The organism is Actinomycetospora aurantiaca, from assembly GCF_037401875.1.
GTDB classification, from domain to species: Bacteria; Actinomycetota; Actinomycetes; order Mycobacteriales; family Pseudonocardiaceae; genus Actinomycetospora; species Actinomycetospora aurantiaca.
The window spans coordinates 60,253-80,066 of record NZ_JBBEGN010000018.1 but is presented as its reverse complement, the minus strand read 5'-3'; the positions used below and the strand labels follow the sequence as shown (position 1 = coordinate 80,066).

Annotated in this window: 15 protein-coding genes; 7 read left to right on the top strand and 8 right to left on the bottom strand. The window is 72.4% G+C overall.

Annotated features, from left to right (window positions below):
• The first annotated feature begins 32 nt into the window (after positions 1-32).
• On the top strand, positions 33-572 hold the full coding sequence (locus WCD74_RS25115) for a hypothetical protein (protein WP_337697638.1): 540 nt from the start codon (positions 33-35) through the stop codon (positions 570-572).
• 65 nt (positions 573-637) lie between these two features.
• Here WCD74_RS25115 and WCD74_RS25110 read toward each other — a convergent pair whose 3' ends face one another.
• Both WCD74_RS25110 and WCD74_RS25105 read right to left on the bottom strand, forming a co-directional pair.
• Entirely contained in the window at positions 638-1,777 is a 1,140-nt protein-coding gene (locus WCD74_RS25110; RefSeq protein ID WP_337697637.1) for an aminotransferase, read from the bottom strand.
• Positions 1,778-1,788: 11 nt separating this feature from the next.
• Positions 1,789-2,463 (bottom strand): 2OG-Fe(II) oxygenase, encoded by a 675-nt coding sequence (locus WCD74_RS25105; protein ID WP_337697636.1) that lies wholly within the window; start codon positions 2,461-2,463, stop codon positions 1,789-1,791.
• Between the two features lie 66 nt (positions 2,464-2,529).
• Here WCD74_RS25105 and WCD74_RS25100 point away from each other — a divergent pair, with 66 nt between their 5' ends.
• Together WCD74_RS25100 and WCD74_RS25095 are read left to right on the top strand one after the other, a co-directional pair.
• Positions 2,530-4,137, top strand: a complete 1,608-nt coding sequence (locus tag WCD74_RS25100) for a flavin-containing monooxygenase (protein ID WP_337697635.1) — start codon at positions 2,530-2,532, stop codon at positions 4,135-4,137.
• A 111-nt stretch (positions 4,138-4,248) separates the two neighbouring features.
• On the top strand, positions 4,249-4,917 hold the full coding sequence (locus WCD74_RS25095) for a hypothetical protein (protein ID WP_337697634.1): 669 nt from the start codon (positions 4,249-4,251) through the stop codon (positions 4,915-4,917).
• 14 nt (positions 4,918-4,931) lie between these two features.
• Here WCD74_RS25095 and WCD74_RS25090 read toward each other — a convergent pair whose 3' ends face one another.
• From WCD74_RS25090 to WCD74_RS25075, 4 genes are all read right to left on the bottom strand, one after another.
• Positions 4,932-5,420, bottom strand: coding sequence for a GtrA family protein (locus tag WCD74_RS25090; protein WP_337697633.1), 489 nt, complete (start codon positions 5,418-5,420; stop codon positions 4,932-4,934).
• Between the two features lie 56 nt (positions 5,421-5,476).
• On the bottom strand, positions 5,477-6,292 hold the full coding sequence (locus tag WCD74_RS25085) for an alpha/beta fold hydrolase (RefSeq protein WP_337697632.1): 816 nt from the start codon (positions 6,290-6,292) through the stop codon (positions 5,477-5,479).
• A 42-nt stretch (positions 6,293-6,334) separates the two neighbouring features.
• Positions 6,335-7,651, bottom strand: a complete 1,317-nt coding sequence (locus WCD74_RS25080) for an LLM class flavin-dependent oxidoreductase (RefSeq protein ID WP_337697631.1) — start codon at positions 7,649-7,651, stop codon at positions 6,335-6,337.
• 258 nt (positions 7,652-7,909) lie between these two features.
• Positions 7,910-9,112, bottom strand: coding sequence for a serine hydrolase domain-containing protein (locus WCD74_RS25075; protein WP_337697630.1), 1,203 nt, complete (start codon positions 9,110-9,112; stop codon positions 7,910-7,912).
• A gap of 626 nt (positions 9,113-9,738) precedes the next feature.
• On the opposite strand from WCD74_RS25075, the gene WCD74_RS25070 reads away from it, so the two are divergent.
• On the top strand, positions 9,739-10,224 hold the full coding sequence (locus tag WCD74_RS25070; RefSeq protein ID WP_337697629.1) for a hypothetical protein: 486 nt from the start codon (positions 9,739-9,741) through the stop codon (positions 10,222-10,224).
• Between the two features lie 7 nt (positions 10,225-10,231).
• Here the strand turns inward: WCD74_RS25070 and WCD74_RS25065 are convergent, their stop codons facing one another.
• Both WCD74_RS25065 and ppdK read right to left on the bottom strand, forming a co-directional pair.
• On the bottom strand, positions 10,232-10,870 hold the full coding sequence (locus WCD74_RS25065) for a class I SAM-dependent methyltransferase (protein ID WP_337697628.1): 639 nt from the start codon (positions 10,868-10,870) through the stop codon (positions 10,232-10,234).
• Positions 10,871-10,942: 72 nt separating this feature from the next.
• Positions 10,943-13,633, bottom strand: a complete 2,691-nt coding sequence (ppdK, locus tag WCD74_RS25060; protein ID WP_337697627.1) for a pyruvate, phosphate dikinase — start codon at positions 13,631-13,633, stop codon at positions 10,943-10,945.
• A gap of 224 nt (positions 13,634-13,857) precedes the next feature.
• Between ppdK and aceE the strand changes: the two genes are divergently transcribed.
• From aceE to lpdA, 3 genes are all read left to right on the top strand, one after another.
• Positions 13,858-16,587 (top strand): pyruvate dehydrogenase (acetyl-transferring), homodimeric type, encoded by a 2,730-nt coding sequence (aceE, locus tag WCD74_RS25055; RefSeq protein WP_337697626.1) that lies wholly within the window; start codon positions 13,858-13,860, stop codon positions 16,585-16,587.
• A 20-nt stretch (positions 16,588-16,607) separates the two neighbouring features.
• Positions 16,608-17,930, top strand: coding sequence for a 2-oxo acid dehydrogenase subunit E2 (locus WCD74_RS25050; RefSeq protein WP_337697625.1), 1,323 nt, complete (start codon positions 16,608-16,610; stop codon positions 17,928-17,930).
• 96 nt (positions 17,931-18,026) lie between these two features.
• Positions 18,027-19,814 (top strand): dihydrolipoyl dehydrogenase, encoded by a 1,788-nt coding sequence (lpdA, locus tag WCD74_RS25045; protein ID WP_337697624.1) that lies wholly within the window; start codon positions 18,027-18,029, stop codon positions 19,812-19,814.

Genomic DNA, 19,814 nt, shown 5'->3' with positions numbered 1-19,814 from the left:
TACGGTGTCTCCTCGAGGTGGACGGGGGCGGCATGGCGACGGTGGTGCAACGCGGGCGGGAGCGGCTGAAGCTCGTCCGGTGGGGTCGGTTCGCGCTGGACGTGGAGCCGGCGGTGTACGGCACGGTCGTGCTGATGACCGTGCTCGCGGTCGCGCTCGACGACGGCGTGGAGGACTTCGCCGAGGTGGTCCAGGTGACCCTGGGGCCGCTCGTCGCCACCTTCGCGGCGCACCTGTTCGCCTCCGTGCTCGCGGCGATCAACGCCGACCGGTCGCCGCCGTCGGGACGGCGCCTGCTCGCCCTGACCGCGCACGCCGCGCAGTACCTGCTGCTGGCGATCGGGCCGCTGCTCGTCGTCGCGATCGTCGCGCTCACCGGGTTCCACGGCGCCCAGGGCCCCGAGGAGTCGGTGAACATCATCATCGACCTCGGGTGGGTCGTGCTGGTCGCCCTCGGCGGGGTCGGGGGCTGGCGGGCGGTGCACCGCTGGTGGGCAGTCGTCCTCGGGGCGGTCGGGGCGTTCGCCGTGGGCTTCGTCGTCGTGATCCTGCGGATCGTGCTGGAGCACTGACCGGGCCCCGACCGCCCCGGGGGTCAGCGCACCGCCGTGCGCACGAGGTCGGCCACCAGCAGGGCTCAGGCGCCGAACTGCCGCAGTCGTCCGAGCAGGTCGTCGAGGTCGTCGCCGGAGAGGTTCCCGACGCTGACCCGCATCGCGCCGTCGTCGACGGTCTGGAAGTCGGTGCCGGCCATGACGAGCACGTCCTGCTCGGTCAGCAGGGCCTTCACGACGGCGGGCGTGGGCCGGTCGGACGGGTGCCGGACCCAGGCGAAGAAGCCGCCGCTCACGAGGACCTCGAACCCGCCCGGCCGCTCGCGCATCGCCGTCACGAATGCGTCCCGCCGTGCCGCGACCTCGACCGCCCGCTCGCGCCGCCAGGCGCCGGCCCTCGTCAGGCCGGCCCAGGCGGCCTCCTGCCCGATGCGCGGCGCGCCGATCGCCACGCAGTCCAGCAGCTTGAGCGCCTGCCGCCGCAGGGCCTCGCCGCCCGCGAGGGCGCCCACGCGGTAGCCCGCGAGCGCGAGGTCCTTGGAGAAGCTGTGCAGGGTGACGACGGTGTCGCGCCAGTCGGGCTCCGAGTACAGCGCGTGCGCCGGCGTGGCGCGGAAGGCGCGGTAGGTCTCGTCGAGGACCAGGGCGAGGTCGTGACGGCGGGCGAGGTCGGCGAAGGCGGCGAGCTCGTCGGGCGGGACCTCGACGCCGCTCGGGTTGCCGGGGGTGACGAGCACGATCGCGCGGGTGCGGGGGCCGACCAGGGCCTCGGCGTCGGCCGCCCGCGGGACGAGGTCGGCGTCCGGCTCGAGCACCACCGGCTCGACGCCGCGCATGCGCAGCCACATGGTGTGGTTGAAGTACGTCGGGCGGGGCGTGACGACCGCGTCGCCGGGACCGCAGAGGGCATCGGCGACCAGGCAGAAGGCCTGGTTGCAGCCGGCGGTGACGACGAGGTCGTCGGCGGTGACGTCGCCGCCGTGGTCCGCGCGCAGGTCGGCGGCGAACGCCTCGCGGAGGTGCGGCAGGCCGGCCTGGGCGGCGTAGCGGGCGTCGGCGGCGACGGACGCGGCGTGCTCGACGACCTCCGGTGCGGGCGGGTAGGCGGGCGCCGCCCGGGCGAGGTCGAGCAGGGGCCGGCGCCCAGCCGCCGTCGCGACCGCGTCGTAGGCGGCCGCCATCGGCGAGTCGACCCCTGCGGCGACGTGGTGGGACAGGCGCACGGGGGACGAGGTTAACGAGCGTCGTGGAAGATGATCCCCAGGACGTGGCGCGAGCCCGAGTGCACCGTCGACACCCCGTGGCGCATCTGGACGCGGTGGTACCCGCGGGCGCCGCGGCGGGGCCGGTGGTGCACCGGGAAGACGATCGCGTCGCCCCGGCCGGGCCGGCCGACGGCGGCCCGGGACTGCTGGCGGGGCCGCTGCTCGACGAACACGCTCTCGCCGCCGGTGAAGTCGACGTCGGGCTCGGAGAGCATCACGAGCACCTGCAGCGGGAAGACCAGCTCGCCGTAGACGTCCTGGTGCAGGCAGTTGTAGCCGGACGGGCCGTAGCGCAGCAGCAGCGGCGTCGGCTTCGTCTGGCCCGCGGCCGCACACCGCTGCCGGTACTCGTCGTGGGAGTCCGGGACCGTCGGCTCGTCGAGGACCGCGGCCCAGCGGTTCGCGACCTCCGCCAGCGGCGGGTACAGGTCCCGTCGGAGCCCGGCGACCGGCTCGGGGAGCGGGTCGGCGAAGTAGCGGTAGCTGCCCTCGCCGAAGGCGTGCCGGGCCATGCTGATCGTGGAGCGGAAGCGCCCGTCGTCGTCGAACATGGCGATCAGGTCGCCGCAGGTCGCGGGGTCGAGCAGGCCGGGGATCGTCGCGAAACCCTGGTCGTCGAGTGCCTCGAGGGCGGACAGGTCCATACGTGGTGGAACCCCGCGCCGCGGTCCGGTGTTGCACCGAGGCGGTCGAACGGCGACGGTCGAGGGGTGGACGCCGACGTTCTGGTGATCGGGGCAGGCTTCTCCGGGCTCTACGCGCTGCACCGGCTGCGCTCGCGCGGCTTCTCGGTGCAGGCCCTGGAGCAGGCCGACGGGGTCGGCGGCACCTGGTACTGGAACCGGTACCCGGGCGCGCGGTGCGACTCCGAGAGCTACTACTACTGCTACTCGTTCGACCCGGAGCTCGAGCAGGAGTGGCGCTGGTCGGAGCGCTACCCGGGCCAGGAGGAGATCCGCGGCTACCTGGAGCACGTCGCCGACCGGTACGACCTGCGCCGCGACATCACCTTCGGCGTGCGGGTGTCGTCGGCGGAGTGGACCGGCGACGGGTGGACGGTGACCTCCGAGGACGGCGCGTCCCGGCGGTGCCGCTGGCTGGTCACGGCGGTCGGCTGCCTGTCCGCCGCGAACGTGCCGGACATCCCGGGGCTGGCGGACTTCGCGGGACGGTGGCACCACACCGGGCAGTGGCCGCACGACGGCGTCGACGTCGGCGGGAAGCGGGTCGGGGTGATCGGCACCGGATCGACCGGGATCCAGGCGATCCCGGTGCTCGCCGAGCAGGCCGGGCACCTGACGGTCTTCCAGCGCACCGCGAACTACTCGATCCCGGCCCGCAACGCGCCGCTGTCCGAGGACGAGATGGCGACGACGAAGGCGGACTACCCGGAGATCCGTCGCATCCAGCAGGGCTCGACGAACGGGCACCCGTTCGTCCTGTCCGACGTCGACGTGCTCGACCTGCCCGCCGACCAGCGCCGCGAGCTCTACGAGGCGGCGTGGGCGCGGGGCGGGCTGCGGTTCCGGGCGGCGGTCAAGGACGTGCTCACCGATCCGGCGGTCAACGAGGTCACGTCCGACTTCCTGCGCGACAAGATCGCCGAGGTCGTCGACGATCCGGGGACCGCCGAGACGCTCACCCCGCGCGACCACCCCTTCGCGACCAAGCGCCCGCCGATCGACACGCACTACTTCGAGACCTACAACCGGGCGAACGTGTCGCTGGTCGACGTGAAGGCGGACCCGATCGCCGCGATCACGCCCGGCGGGGTGCGGCTGGAGAGCGGCGCCGAGCACCCGCTCGACGTCCTCGTCTTCGCCACCGGATTCGATGCGCTGACCGGCCCGCTGCTGGCCTTCGACCTCCGCGGGCGGGACGGTCGCTCGTTGCGGGACGCGTGGCGGGACGGGCCGCACACGCACCTCGGGCTCGGCGTCGCCGGCTTCCCGAACCTGTTCACGATCACCGGCCCCGGGAGCCCGTCGGTGCTGACGAACATGCCGACGGCCATCGAGCAACACGTCGACTGGATCGCGGACCTCCTGGAGCGGCTGCGGGAGACGAATGAGGTCGCCGAGCCGACGTCGGAGGCCGAGGAGGTCTGGGCGCGCGAGGTGGCCCGGGCCGCCGACGCGACCCTGCTGCCGCAGGCCGCGAGCTCGTGGTACCTCGGCGCGAACGTCCCCGGGAAGGCCCGGGTCTTCCTGCCCTACGCGGGCGGCTATGCCCGCTACCGCGCGACCTGCGACGACGAGGCCGCGGCCGGCTACCCGGGGTTCGGACTCGGGCCGCGGGTCGAGGTCGGCGTTGCGTAGCGCCTCCTGCGAGGGCTCCGCCGATCACGCGCTGAGTCGGAGCGTTCGCTGCGGGTGTTTCGCCCGAACAGCCGCTCGTGTCCTGACGTCCGGACCCTCAGGGTGCCGATCATGCAGGTCGAGGACGAGCAGCACCGCCGGTCCCGGTACCCCGGGCGCGGTGATGCTCTGCAGACGTTGACGGCAGCCGGCACCCCGCTCCTGGCCGGCTTCTGCATCACGCTGATCGGGGTCGTCGCGCAGGCGCCCGACCGCTTCGCCGCGGCGAGCGCGACGATCCTGCTCCTGACCGTCGCGGCGATCGCGTTCGCTGTCTCCATCCACTGCTACTACTGGACGAGGGTGCACCAGGTAGACGTCGGCGACGCGGCGGCGCCCGGGGCCGTCCCGTCTTCGCCGGTGCTCGATCACATGCGCGAGCAGTTCGCTCACCTGGCGTGGGCGCGCAGACTCCACGTCTTCTTCCAGACGGGGATCTTCATGCTGTTCGTCGGCCTGGGCACGGCGGTGTGGCCGGTCCCGGACGAGCCGGACCCGGGGCCGAGGATCGCCGCGGTCGCCTGCTGCGTAGCCATGGTCGTCCTCGTCCTGTTCTGGACCTTCGGCTTCTTCTACCTCCGGTTGATCGCGGCTGCGGACCGGGGCAGCCGGGCGGCGCAGGTCGTCCTCTGGTGGTTCCGGCCGGGAGCACGGGCATACGAGCGTTACCTCGCCGAATCGCACCGGGTCGCCGAGACCGCCCGTTCGCCCGGCTCGACCGTCCCGAGCGCTGGGGACTGAGGCCCGGGCCGCCGTCATCGTCGAGGCGGCTTCGGAGGCCAGGACGAGGCGACCCGGTCCCGTCCGAAGACGACGAACCGCATCGCCATGTAGAGGAAGACGACCTCGACGAACGCGACGAGCACCCGCGCGACCTGGTCGAGCAGCCCGAGATGGACCAGCAGTACCCCGAGACCCACGATGATGCCGAGGTAGTTGATCGCGACGACGACGACGTAGCGGCCGAGCTCCGGGCCCACCGGCCGATCGCCCGCGTCGAAGTTGAGGGTCTTGTTGAGCAGGAAGTTCAGGCTCTGGGCGCACGCGTAGCCGAGGCCGAAGGCGGCCCAGACCGGGAACCCGGCGAGGTCGCGCACCAGAGTGATCAGCAGTAGGTCCAGCGTGAACGTGGTGCCGCTGATCAGCAGGAACCCGACCATCTCGGGACGCACGGGGACCGGACAGACCCGGCAGATCGCGTCGCGCAGTCGGTGGAAGGCGGACACCGCACCCCCGGGACGCACCGCGGCACCATGCCGGATCCACGTGGCGGTCCGCTGGTCTGGAGGTGAACGGTTCCTCAGCCCGCCGCGTGCAGCTCCACGAGCCGGGTGAAGATCTCCGGGTACTCGAGATTGGTCAGGTGCCCGGCCCGGGGGAGGACCGCGAGGTCGGCGACCGGGAGGGCCCGGCGCAGCATGAGCGTCGCGTCGATCGCCTCGTCGTCGCGGTCCCCGACGACCAGCAGGGTCGGCACGATCATCGTCGCGAGCTGCTCGCGCAGGTCGTAGAGCGACGGGCGGGCGGCCTGTACGCCGCGCATCGTCAGGGCCGCGCCGACGGGGTCGTGCTCGGCGAGGATGCGCAGGTGCTCGTCGTGGGCGTGCTCGTCGCGCTCGCGCAGGGAGAGCCGCGCCGGACGGTTGCCGTACTCGGCGGCGACCGCCGCACTGCCCTGCGACTCGTAGGCCTCGGCCAGCGCGAGGGCGTCCGCCCGGAACGCCTCGGCGCGATCCGGCGCCGCCCCGTACCCGCAGCCGGCGACGACGAGCCCGACGCAGCGGTCGGGGTGGGTCAGGCCCAGGTGCAGCGTCGCGAACCCGCCCATCGAGTTCCCGACGACGAGCGCGCGCTCGATCCCGAGCGCGTCCAGCACCGCGACCGCGTCCGCGACCGCCCGGTCCTGGGAGTAGGCGGACGGGTCGGTCGGGACGTCGGAGTGCGGGTAGCCGCGGGCGTCGTAGGTGATGCAGCGGTACCGCCCGGCGAGGTGCCCGAACTGCGGGGCCCACGAGCGGTGGTCGCCGCCGAACTCGTGCAGGAACAGGATCGGGGACCCGCCGTCGTGGGTGTCGTAGACGGCGAGCCCCACGCCGTCATCCGTCGTGACCCGCATGCCAGCTCCCCCGTCCGGTTTGGACGGGACATCATGCCGGGCTCAGCCGTCGAGCCCCAGGTGGGAGCGCAGTGTCGATCCGGTGTACTCCTCGCGGAAGAGCTTGCGGCGCTGCAGCTCCGGGACCACGTGGTCGACGAAGTCGTCGAAGGTGCCCGGCAACTGGGCGGCGGAGAGGATGAACCCGTCGGCCTCCTCGGCGGTGAACGACGCCTCGATCTGGTCGGCGACCTCCGACGCCGTCCCGACGAACTGCGGCAGCAGGATGCCCTGCGCGTAGAGCCGGCCGATGTCGCGCAGCGTCAGGCTGTCGCGCTCCGAGAGGCGCCGGGCGACGTCGAACAGGCCCTGCGAGCCCGGGACCTCGACCTGCTCGACGGGGGCGTCGAGGTCGTAGGACGAGAAGTCGTAATCGGTGTGCACGGAGAGGGTGATGAGCCCGGACACCGGGTCGGCCAGCTCGTTGTGGAACGCCTGCTTCTCCCGCGCGATCGAGCTGGTCTCGGCGACGAACGGGATGAACGACGGCAGGATCTTGACGTCCTCGGGGTCGCGTCCGGCGTTCGAGGCCCGGCTCTTGACGTCGTCGTAGTAGGCCCGGCGCCCCTCGGCGGTCGGGTCGATCTCGAAGATCGCGTCGGCCCACCGAGCGGCGAAGTCCTTGCCCTTGGGCGACGCCCCGGCCTGGAACAGGACCGGCCGGCCCTGCGGCGAGCGCGGTGTGGGCAGCGGGCCGCGGGTCTTGTAGTAGGTGCCGTCGTGGTCGACCCGGTGCACCTTGTCGGGGTCGGCGAAGAAGCCGGCGGTCTTGTCGCCGACGAGGGCGCCCGGCTCCCAGCTCTCCCACAGCGCGACGGCGGCCTCGACGAACTCCTGCGCGCGGTCGTAGCGGACGTCGTGGTCGAGGGCCTTCTCGAGGCCGAAGTTCCGGGCCTCGGCGCTGCTCAGCGAGGTGACGATGTTCCAGCCGGCGCGGCCCCGGCTCAGGTGGTCGAGGCTCGCGAAGATGCGTGCGACCTCGAAGGGATGGAAGTAGGTCGTGCTCTTCGTGACCGCGACGCCGAGGCGCTGCGTCACGGCGGCGATGCTCGCGACGACCAGCGACGGGTCGATCGTCGCGCTCGCCTGCGTCCCGCGACGGAGGGCCTCGGCCTCGTCGCCGCCGAAGTTCGTGGGGACGGCGAGGAGGTCGGCGAAGAAGACGAAGTCGAACAGGCCGCGCTCGAGCGTGCGGCCGACGCGGTGCCAGTAGTCGGGGCCGAACACGTCGAGGTCGGAGGCGGGGTGGCGCCAGGCGGCGTGCGAGTGCGGGACGTGCGAGGCGATCTGGAAACCACCGAGGTGGAGCTGACGGGTCACGAGGGATCCTTCTGTCGATGCGCATGGGGGAGCGCCGCGGGGCCGGTTCACCCGGGGCGCGGACCGGATCGATCAGAAGGAGCGACAGGAGCAGCTACAGGTCAGCATCAGGTCGACGAAGCGGCGGCTGACCAGCACGCCGACGATCTTCACGGGCCACGGCGGGCCTGGTCAACGACGGGGAAGGGCTTGTGGCACCGGTCTCCCCGGGGAACGGTGACCACGACGGGGACGAGGCAGGTCAGGAAGCGACGCACCTCACGGCCGGATCACCGCCAGCGCGACGAGCGCCACGATGCGTTCGGCGGGCAGGGCCTCGACGAAGTAGGTGTTGGGCGCGAGGAGGAGATTAGTCAGCACGACGATCGTCGCCCCGGTCGTCGGCTCGTAGTAGACCGAGCTCTGGAAGCCGGGCACGGCGCCGTCGTGGCCGACGAGGCCGGTGGGGGTCCGCTGGAGCCCCAGCCCGTAGCCGGACTCCGCGCCGTACCTGGTGCGTTCGGCCTGCAGCCCAGGGGTGAGCAACTGCCCGGTCCCGAGCGCCCTCGCCCAGATCGCCATGTCACCGAGGGTGGAGATCGCCCCGCCGGAGGCCTGGCCGTTGACCGGGAGGAGCGTGACGTCGTTCGGCCGGGTCCCCGGGGCGACCGCGATCTGGGCGTTGGCCTTGTCGCCCGCGATCGCCGCGTTGTAGGCCGCGTTGCCGATCTCGTTGTTGCCGAACATGTAGCCCTGCGGGTGCGGCTGGGGAATGGCGGGGTCGTCCCAGGCGGGCAGGGAGGTCCGGCTCATTCCCAGCGGGCCCGCGACGAGCTCGGCGAACAGCTGCGGTAACGGTTTCCCGCCCACCTGTTCCGCGATCACGCCGAGCATCTCGTAGTTCGAGTTGGAGTAGTGGAAGCCGGTCCCGGGCGGGAAGTAGGGCGGGTGGGCCATCGCGATGTCGATGGTCTCCGCGGCGGTCCAGGCCCGTTGCGGCGTTGCGTCGAGCGCCCGGTTGAAGTAGTCGTCCTCGGTGAAGTTGAAAACCCCGGCCGTCATGTCGAGCAGCTGCCGCACCGTCATCGCGCCGCCGTTCGGCGTGGCCGGCAGGAACTTCGAGACCGGGTCCTCCAGCGCGAGCCTGCCCTGTCCCGCGAGCTGCAGGACGACGTCGGCCGTGATCGTCTTGGTTACGCTGCCGATCCGCATGTGGTCGTCGAGCTGCATCGGGCGCCCGGCCGGGACCGTCGCCGACCCGAGCGCCGCCTGCCAGGTCCCCTGACCCGGGACGTCCACGTGGACGAGCGCCCCGGGGATCTGGAGCTGCCGCATGAGGTCGGTGATCTGTGGTTCGAGCGCCGCGGCGTAGGCCGGGGGCGGACCGGGTGGCCGGGCGCCGGCTGCCGGGGTGGCGGGCGTCCCGCAGGCGGTGACGGAGAGGGCGATGCTCGCGAGAGCGACGGCGAGGCGGGCGGACATGCGGGAGCCCTTCGTGGACGCGCGAATGGATCTCGTGCCATGCGGGAATCGTCGGGAATGGCGTCCGACGCTAGGGCGGTACGGACGCACCTGATATGGACCCAGGTCCCGTCCGGTCGGGCCATTCGGGTCGCTCCGCGCGTCGGAACTGCTCTGTCGGAACTGCTCGTGACGATTCGACCGCGATGTGTCAGCAATGGTCTTTCTCACCGCCCGCTCCTCGGGCAGGATCACGGCGTGCGCCCGGCCGTCACGCGCAGCCGGCTGCCCGGGGGCGGTCCGCGTCATCGGGGTCGGTTCGCGGCGCTCCGCGCCCGGCGCCGGCCCTGGATGCTCTGGTGCGCCGCGGCCGTCGTCACCGGTCCCGCGTTCGTCGTCGTTGCCGCGCTGCAGTCCGCCCAGGGCGGGGTCTGGCTGGGCGCCCTGGCGCTCGTGCTGTTCCTGGTGTTCCCCACCTGTCTGGTCGTCGGGCTGAACCGCCGGTGGCACGAGCGCTTCGACCGGACCGACGACGACGTGCTGCGGTACTCGTCCGGCGTCCCGGCGCGGCTGGAGCTCGACGAGCCCATGCACGGGCCGGAGGACCCGACGGGCCGGCTGTGGCTGGACGGGCGGGAGGTCGGGCGGTGGACCGTCCCGACGCCGGGGGGCCGCCGACGTTGGCGCTCGGGGCAGAGTCCCTGGCGCTCGAGATGCGCACCGTCGGCGACGAGCTCGCCGTTCGGCTCGGCGGCGTCGAGGTCCGGGGCGGGCGCCGTGGCGGATGGGTGGACTGGGCGTTCCCGGTCTCGCTGCCGGACGGCGGGCTGCGCCTGCGCCAGCGGCTCGCCGCCGTCCCGACCCGGCGGACGCTGACCGCGGCGGACGGCTCGGCCTGGCTCGTGCAGGCCGACCACGGCGGGCAACGGTGGACCGGAGAGCTCCCGGTCGGCACGACGGCGCTCGACGCGGCCCTGGTGCTCTGGACCTGCGCCGCCCTCGACCAGGTCGGCGTGGAGCACTGCTACCCGGTGCGGCGTCGGCTGTCCGTCCCCGTTCCGCCGCCCGGGAGGTGGCTCCGGGTCGGCGGGCGGGTACGTCGCCCCGACCCGCCCGACCCGCCGTCGGGATGACGGGCCGCTATCCGGTACGTCGGACCAGGGCGAGCGTGGCGGGCAGGTCCACGAGCTCCCCGATCCCGCGTCCGAGGTCGTCGGCCTGGTCGGGGTGCGTAACGCGTCCTCGGTACGTCGACGGGCGGACGGCCTCGACCTCCCAGTCGGGCGCGACGAAGGCCTGCGGGACGGCGTCGTCGTCGATCTGCGGTCCGAAGCCCGGCCCGCGGGTGGACAGCGCCAGGACGATCACCCGGCCCCCGGGCTCGACGACCCCGGTCAGGGCGCGGGCGTAGCGGGCGCGGTCGTCGGGGTCGAACACGTGGAAGAGGGCGCTGTCCAGGATCGTCGTGAAGCGCCCGAGGTCTCCGAGGTCGACGGGGTCCATCGCGTCCGCGACCGTGAACTCGGCGTCGACGCCCGCGAGGCGGGCCCGGTCCCGGGCACGCTCGATCGCAGCCGGTGCCGCGTCGGCACCGAGCACCCGGTAGCCGAGGCGGGCGAGCAGGATCGTGTGCTCGCCGGTGCCGCAGCCGAGGTCGAGGACACGGCCGGCGAGAACGCCCTCCCGCTCGATCTCGACGACCGCCGGCTGCGGCTGGTCGATCACCCAGGGCGGCTCGCCCCGGCGGTAGGCGTCCTCGAACGTGGTCGGCGTGGTCACGGGTCCTCCTGGGCGTCCGGTGTGGTCCCGTGAGCGTGCGACCTGAACTCCGGTCGAGGTCAAGCGGCGGGGCTACCCGTGCGTCGCCTGCGCCCGGCCGGCCTCGAGCCGGGCGACCGGCACGCGGAACGGCGAGCAGGACACGTAGTCCAGGCCCGCACGGTGGAAGAAGTGCACCGAGTCCGGGTCGCCGCCGTGCTCCCCGCAGATGCCGAGCTTGAGGTCGTTCCGCACCTCCCGGCCCCGCCACGACGCGATCTCGACGAGTTCGCCCACGCCCACGGTGTCCAGCGACTCGAACGGCGAGACGCCGAAGATGCCGTGGTCGAGGTAGGCGGAGAAGAACGAGCTCTCGACGTCGTCGCGGGAGAAGCCCCACGTGGTCTGGGTGAGGTCGTTGGTGCCGAACGAGAAGAACTGCGCGACCTCGGCGATCTCCGCCGCGACCAGGGCGGCCCGGGGCAGCTCGATCATGGTGCCGACCTGGTGTTCCACGGGCGCCCCGTCCACCAGCGACTCCGGTTCGGCCACCACCTCGGCGATCTCCGCCGCCACGGCCTGCAGCTCCTGCACGGTGCCCACCAGCGGCACCATGATCTCCGGGAGCACCGTGACCCCCTCGTCGACCAGGGCGGCCGCGGCCCGGGTGATCGCGCGGATCTGCATGGCGAACAGTCCGGGCACCTGGATGCCGAGACGCACCCCGCGCAGCCCCAGCATCGGGTTCTGTTCGTGCAGGCGGCGCACGTTCTCCAGCAGCGCCTCCTGCTCGTCGGTCAGCTCGCCGCGCTCGCGGGCGACCGCGACCTGGACCGAGAGCTCGGTGAGGTCGGGCAGGAACTCGTGCAGGGGCGGGTCGAGCAGGCGGATCGTCACCGGCTGGCCGGCCATCGCGCGGTAGAGCGCGGTGAAGTCCTCGATCTGCATCGGCAGCAGGGCGGCGAGGGCCTTCTCGCGCTCGTCGCGGGTCTCGGCGAGCACCAGGTCCTCCACCAGCGACCGCCGCTCGCCGAGGAACATGTGCTCGGTGCGGCACAGGCCGATGCCCTCGGCGCCGAAGCGCCGCGCGAGCGCCGCGTCCTCGCCGGTGTCGGCGTTCGCCCGGACCCGCAGCCGCCGGATGCCGTCGGCGTGGCGCATGATCCGGTCGACCGCGACGACGAGCTCGTCACCGTCGTCGATCGTGCCGTGCTCGAAGTAGGACATGACTGGGCTCGGCACCACCGGGATCTCGCCGAGGTAGACCTCGCCGGAGGTCCCGTCGACCGCGATGACCTCGCCCTCGCGCACCTCGCGCCCGGCCGCCGGGCCCTCGCCGCCGACCGTGAAGACCTTGTTCCGGACGTCGACCTCGAGCTCCTCGGCGCCGCACACCGCGGTCTTGCCCATGCCGCGGGCGACGACGGCCGCGTGCGAGGTGCGCCCGCCGCGGCTGGTGAGGATGCCCTCGGCGGCGATCATCCCGGCGAGGTCGTCGGGGTTGGTCTCGCGCCGGACGAGGACGACCTTCTCGCCGCGCTTCGCCCACGCCACCGCGGTCTCGGAGTCGAAGACCGCCTTGCCGCCGGCCGCGCCGGGGGAGGCGTTCATCCCCGTCGTCAGGAGCTCCTTGTCCGCGTCCGGGTCGAAGCGGGGGAACATCAGCTGGGCGAGCTGGTGGCCGGTCACGCGCTGCAGCGCCTCGTCGAGGTCGATCAGGCCCTCGTCGACGAGCTGGGTCGCGACGGTGAAGGCCGCGGCTGCCGTGCGCTTTCCGACTCGGGTCTGCAGCATCCACAGCTTGCCGCGCTCGATGGTGAACTCGATGTCGCACAGGTCGCGGTAGTGCGCCTCGAGCACGCCCATGATGCGCATGAGCTCGTCGTAGGAGGTCTTGTCGATGCGCTCGAGCTCGGTGAGGGCCAGCGTGTTGCGGATGCCGGCGACGACGTCCTCGCCCTGCGCGTTCTGCAGGTAGTCGCCGTAGACGCCCTGGGCTCCCGACGCCGGGTCGCGCGTGAAGGCGACGCCGGTCCCGGAGTCCATGCCGAGGTTGCCGAACACCATCGACACCACGCTGACGGCGGTCCCGAGGTCGGCGGGGATGCGCTCCTGGCGGCGGTAGATGTTGGCCCGCTCGGAGTTCCACGAGTCGAAGACGGCGCGGACGGCGAGGTCGAGCTGCTCGCGCGGGTCCTGCGGGAAGTCCCGGCCGGCGTGCTCGGTGACCAGGCCCTTGAAGGTCTCGACGAGGGCCGCGAGGTCGCCCGCGTCCAGGTCGAGGTCGTTCTTGGTGCCCTTGGCGGACTTCGCCGCCTCGAGCGCGTCGTGGAAGTGCTCCGCGTCGATGTCGAGCACGGTCGCGCCGAACATCTGCACGAGGCGGCGGTAGGAGTCCCAGGCGAAGCGGTCGTCGCCGGCCTGCGCGGCGAGCCCGTGGACCGAGGCGTCGTTGAGCCCGACGTTGAGGACGGTCTCCATCATCCCGGGCATGGAGAACTTGGCGCCGGAGCGGACCGAGACCAGCAGCGGGTCGTCGGCCTCGCCGAGCCGCTTGCCCATCGTCGTCTCCAGCGCGGCCAGGTGCTCGGAGACCTCGGCGGCCATGCCCTCGGGCTCGCGGCCGCCGGCGAGGTAGGCGCGGCACGCGTCGGTGGTGATGATGAACCCCGGCGGGACCGGCAGGCCGAGGTTCGTCATCTCCGCGAGGTTCGCGCCCTTGCCGCCCAGCAGGTCACGCTGGTTCCTGTCGCCCTCGGCGAAGTCGTAGACGAACTTGGTCATCGAGTCCTCCTGCGCACGTGGACCGCCACCGGGAGAAGGTGGCACGTCGCGGGGACGGAGGCCATGCACCGAGAGCGGTGGCACGGACTTCGGGTTCGATCCAGTGCGCCGCGGGGCCGAAGCTCAAGGGTCCCTCAGGTGACGCCCCGTCCGGCTTTCGCCGTGACGCCCGGCACGGCAGGGTGGGTAGCCCGGCCCACAGCGATCACCGAGGACTGCTGCGCATGCACCCCGCCCCCAGCGACCCCAGCGACTCCGCCTCCGACCCCGACCCCGAGGGCACCGCCGAGTGGCGCGAGGCGCTCGAGTCCGTGCTGGCCGTGGAGGGGCCGGAGCGCGCGCACGACCTGCTCGACGAGCTGATCGGCCAGGCCCGCCGGGCCGGGGCCCCGGTGCCGTACTCCGCGACGACGCCGTACGTGAACACGATCCCGGTGGAGCAGGAGCCCCCGCACCCGGGGGACCGGGCGATCGAGCACCGCATCCGGTCGGCGATCCGCTGGAACGCGGTCGCGACGGTGCTGCGGGCGAACAAGGAGTCCTCGGAGCTCGGCGGGCACATCGCGAGCTTCCAGTCGGCGGCGACGCTCTACGACACCGGCTTCCAGCACTTCTGGCACGCGCCGAGCGACAAGCACGGCGGCGACCTGGTGATGATGCAGGGGCACTCCTCGCCCGGCATCTACGCCCGCGCGTTCCTCGAGGGTCGCCTGTCCGAGGAGCAGATGGACGGCTTCCGGCAGGAGACCGGGGGGAACGGCCTGTCGTCGTACCCGCACCCGTGGCTGATGCCGGAGTTCTGGCAGTTCCCCACGGTGTCGATGGGCCTCGGCCCGCTGATGGCGATCTACCAGGCGCGCTTCCTGAAGTACCTGCACGGCCGCGGGCTGGCCGACACCGCCCCCCGGCACGTGTGGGCCTTCCTCGGCGACGGCGAGATGGACGAGCCGGAGTCGCTGGGTGCGATCTCGCTGGCCGGCCGGGAGCACCTGGACAACCTGATCTTCGTCGTGAACTGCAACCTGCAGCGCCTCGACGGCCCGGTGCGCGGCAACGGCAAGATCATCCAGGAGCTGGAGGCGCTGTTCCGGGGCGCCGGCTGGAACGTCGTCAAGGTGATCTGGGGCAGCCGGTGGGACGAGCTGCTCAAGCGCGACACGACCGGGAAGCTCATCCAGCTCATGGAGGAGTGCGTCGACGGCGAGTACCAGAACTTCAAGTCCAAGAACGGCGCCTTCGTCCGCGAGCACTTCTTCGGCAAGTACCCCGAGACCGCGGCGCTGGTCGAGGACTGGACCGACGACGAGATCTGGGCGCTCACCCGCGGCGGGCACGACCCGTCGAAGATCTACGCCGCCTACAAGGCCGCCGTCGACGAGCCCGACCGGCCGACGGTGATCCTCGCCAAGACCGTCAAGGGCTACGGGATGGGCGAGGCCGGCGAGGGCCAGAACATCTCCCACCAGCAGAAGAAGATGGCCGGCGAGCAGCTGACGGTCTTCCGCGACCGGTTCGACCTGCCGATCTCCGACGAGGACATCGACGCGCTGCCGTACCTGAGCTTCGCGCCGGATTCCGAGGAGGGGCGCTACCTGCGCGAGCACCGGGAGGCGCTCGGCGGGTCGCTGCCCGCGCGGCGGCGGACCTCGGAGGCGCTGGAGGTGCCGGAGCTGTCGGCGTTCGGGGCGCAGCTCGCGGCCTCGGGTGACCGGCAGATCTCGACGACGATGGCCTTCGTCCGCGTGCTGAACACGCTGCTGCGGGACAAGCAGATCGGGAAGCGGGTCGTCCCGATCGTCCCCGACGAGTCCCGCACCTTCGGGATGGAGGGGATGTTCCGGCAGTTCGGGATCTTCTCGCAGGTCGGGCAGCTCTACACGCCGCAGGACGCCGACCAGCTGATGTTCTACAAGGAGGACAAGAGCGGCCAGCTGCTCCAGGAGGGCATCAACGAGCTGGGCGCGATGTCGTCGTGGATCGCGGCGGCCACGTCGTACTCCTCCAGCGACGTCCCGATGATCCCGTTCTACATCTACTACTCGATGTTCGGGTTCCAGCGGGTCGGCGACCTGGCGTGGGCGGCCGGTGACCTGCGGGCCCGCGGGTTCCTGCTCGGCGGCACGGCCGGGCGGACCACGCTGAACGGCGAGGGCCTGCAGCACGAGGACGGGCACTCGCACCTGTTCTCGTCGGTGATCCCGAACTGCGTGTCCTACGACCCGACCTTCGCCTACGAGGTCGCGGTGATCGTGCAGGACGGTCTGCGGCGGATGTACGTCGAGCAGGAGGACGTCTTCTACTACCTGACCCTGATGAACGAGAACTACCCGCACCCGGCCATGCCCGGTCTCGACGACGAGGCGGTGCAGGAGGCGGCGCGCGAGGGCATCGTCAAGGGCCTCTACCTCCTGCAGGACGGCGGGCCGGCGCGCAAGGGCCGCGCGAAGGCGAAGCCGCGGGTGCAGCTGATGGGGTCGGGCACGATCCTGCGCGAGGTGCAGGCCGCCGCGGAGATGCTGGCCGCCGACTGGGGCGTGGTCGCCGACGTGTGGAGCGCGCCGAGCTTCACCGAGCTGCGCCGCGACGGCATCGACGTGGAGCGCTGGAACATGCTCCACCCCACCGAGGAACCCCGGCAGTCGTGGGTGGAGCAGCAGCTCGCAAGCCGTCCGGAGGGGCCGGTCGTGGCCGCGACGGACTACATGCGGTCGTTCCCCGACCAGATCCGCCAGTTCGTCGTCGGGCGGCGCTTCGAGGTGCTCGGGACCGACGGGTTCGGGCGCTCGGACTACCGCCGCGCGCTGCGGGACTTCTTCGAGGTCGACCGCCGCTACGTCACGGTCGCCGCGCTGTCCGCGCTCGCCCGCGACGGGAAGATCGAGCCCTCGGTGGTCGCGGACGCGATCGCGCAGTACGACATCGACCCCGAGCGGCCCGCGCCGGCCCACGTCTGACCCAGAGAGGCACATCCAGCATGTCGGCCCCCGCGGCAACCCAGGTCACCGTCCCCAACATCGGCGACTTCTCCGACGTCCCGATCATCGAGGTCCACGTCTCGCCCGGCGACACGATCGCCGTCGACGACCCGCTGCTCACCCTCGAGTCCGACAAGGCGACGATGGACGTTCCGTCCTCGCACGCCGGGCTCGTCACCGAGGTGCTGGTCTCGGTCGGCGATGCCGTCAGCGAGGGCACGCCCGTCGTCGTGCTCGACGCCGGTGACGGCGAGCCGGTCGAGGAGGCGCCGACCGCGCCCGCGCCGTCGAACGCCCGCGAGATCGCGGACGCCGAGGCCACCGCGCAGGAGCCCGCCACCGAGCGGACCGGGAACGGGGCCTCGGCGCCCGCGCCGACGCCGTCGTCGGGACCCTCCTCGGAGCTGCCCGCCCACGCCGGTCCGAGCGTGCGCAAGCTCGCCCGCGAGTTCGGGATCGACCTCGCGCAGGTGACGGCGAGCGGCCCGAAGGGGCGGATCACCAAGAACGACCTGCTCTCGTTCGTGCGCGGCGGCGACGGTGCCTCGGCGCCGGCCGCCTCGGCGCCCGCGCCCGCCCAGGGGTCGGGCATCCCGGAGGTGCCGGCCCAGGACTTCTCGGTGTTCGGGCCGGTCGAGACCCAGCCGCTGTCGCGGATCACCCGCATCTCCGGGCCGTTCCTGCACCGCTCGTGGCTGAACGTCCCGCACGTCACGCACAACGACGACGCCGACATCACCGACACCGACCGCTACCGCAAGGAGCTCGACACCGCCGCGAAGGCGGAGGGCTACCGCGTCACGCTGCTCGCGTTCCTCATGAAGGCCAGCGTCTCGGCGCTCAAGGCCTTCCCGACGGTGAACGCCTCGCTCACCCCGGAGAAGGACGCGCTGATCCTCAAGCGCTACTTCCACATCGGCGTCGCCGTGGACACGCCCGGCGGACTCGTGGTGCCGGTGATCCGCGACGTCGACCGCAAGGGCATCGTCGAGCTGTCGAAGGAGCTCGGGGAGGTCTCCGCGCGGGCCCGCGACGGGAAGCTCACCGCGGACGACATGCGCGGCGGGACCTTCACCATCTCCTCGCTCGGCGGGATCGGCGGGACGGCGTTCACCCCGATCGTCAACGCCCCCGAGGTCGCGATCCTCGGCGTCGTGCGCTCGCGGGTGGCGCCGGTGTGGAACGGCACCGAGTTCGAGCCGCGCACCCTGCTGCCGCTGTGCTTCTCCTATGACCATCGCGTCATCGACGGCGCCCTGGCCGCCCGCTTCACCCGCCACGTCGCGCACACCATGGGCGACGAGCGCCGCCTCCTCCTGTAAGCCGCGCCAAGCAGATGCGCACGTCCGCGCTCCTCCGTCGCGCGGCCCTGCGACCTGCGGCGCGAACACCCTCCGCCCCTCCAGGGAGATATCGCTGTGGCTGACACCGTCGTCGTCGAGGTCCCCGACATCGGCGACTTCACCGACGTCCCCGTCATCGAGATCCACGTGGCGGTGGGCAGCGAGGTCGCGCTCGACGAGCCGCTGCTCACCCTCGAGTCCGACAAGGCGACGATGGACGTCCCCGCCGACGTGGCGGGCACGGTCACCGAGGTGCGGGTCGCGGTCGGGGACCGGCTCTCGCAGGGCTCGCCGATCCTCGTCCTGACGCCGAGCGGGGCGGGCGACTCCGGCGCGAGCTCCACGCCGCCGCCCACCAAGAAGGTCTCCACCCAGGCCGAGAAGCCCGGTGCGCCGGACCGGACCCGCACGGCGCCGACCCCCGCCTCGGACGGGGGCGAGGACCGGCACGTGGGGCTGCTCGTCCTCGGCGCCGGCCCGGGTGGCTACACCGCGGCGTTCCGGGCCGCCGACCTCGGGCTCGAGGTCATGGTCGTCGACGGCCGCGACACCCTGGGCGGGGTGTGCCTGAACGTCGGCTGCATCCCGTCGAAGGCGCTGCTGCACGCGGCGAAGGTGATCGCCGAGACCAAGGAGATGGCCGAGCACGGGCTGTCGTTCGGCGCGCCGGAGATCGACCTGGACAAGCTGCGCGACTGGAAGGACGGCGTCGTCACCCGGCTCGTCGGGGGCCTCGCGGGCCTGGCGAAGCAGCGCAAGGTCTCGACGCTGCAGGGGACCGGTCGCTTCCTGTCCCCGCACCGGGTGGAGGTCGCGGGCGCCGACGGCACGACGACCGTCGTCGGGTTCGACCAGGTCATCGTGGCCGCGGGGTCGGAGCCGGTGCAGCTGCCCTTCGTCCCGCACGACGATCCCCGGGTGCTGGACTCGACGTCAGCCCTCGAACTCGCCGCGGTACCCGAGCGGCTGCTCGTGCTCGGCGGCGGGATCATCGGCCTGGAGATGGCCACGGTCTACGCCGAGCTCGGCTCGCGGATCACGGTCGTCGAGCTGATGGACCAGATCATCCCCGGGGCCGACAAGGACCTCGTGAAGCCGCTGGCCAAGCACATCTCGTCGCGCTACGAGAACGTCTTCCTCTCCACCAAGTGCACAGGAGCCGAGGCCACCGACAAGGGCCTCGTCGTGTCGATGGAGGGGAAGAAGGCGCCGGAGCAGGACACGTTCGACGCCGTGCTGGTCGCGGTCGGGCGGGTGCCCAACGGGAAGGTCCTCGGGCTCGACGCGGCCGGGGTCGACGTCTCGGACCGTGGCTTCCTCACCGTCGACGAGCAGATGCGCACCAACGTGCCGCACGTCTTCGCGATCGGCGACATCGTCGGGCAGCCGATGCTCGCCCACAAGGCGGTGCACGAGGGCAAGGTCGCCGCCGAGGTCGCGGCCGGCAAGCCCAGCGCGTTCGACGCCAAGGTCATCCCGTCGGTGGCCTACACCGACCCCGAGGTCGCGTGGGTCGGCGTCACCGAGACCGAGGCGAAGGCGCAGGGCCTGTCCTACGGGTCGGGCACGTTCCCGTGGGCCGCGTCGGGCCGGTCGCTGTCCTTGGGGCGCTCCGAGGGCTCGACGAAGGTCCTGTTCGACACCGAGACCGACCGCATCATCGGGGCGGGCATCGTCGGGCCGGCCGCGGGCGATCTCATCGCCGAGGCCGCGCTCGCCATCGAGCTCGGTGCCGACGCCGCCGACATCGGGCTGACCATCCACCCGCACCCGACCCTCTCGGAGACGGTCGGGATGGCGGCGGAGGCCTTCGAGGGCACCCTCACCGACCTGTACCTCCCGAAGAAGCCGGCGAGGGCGTGA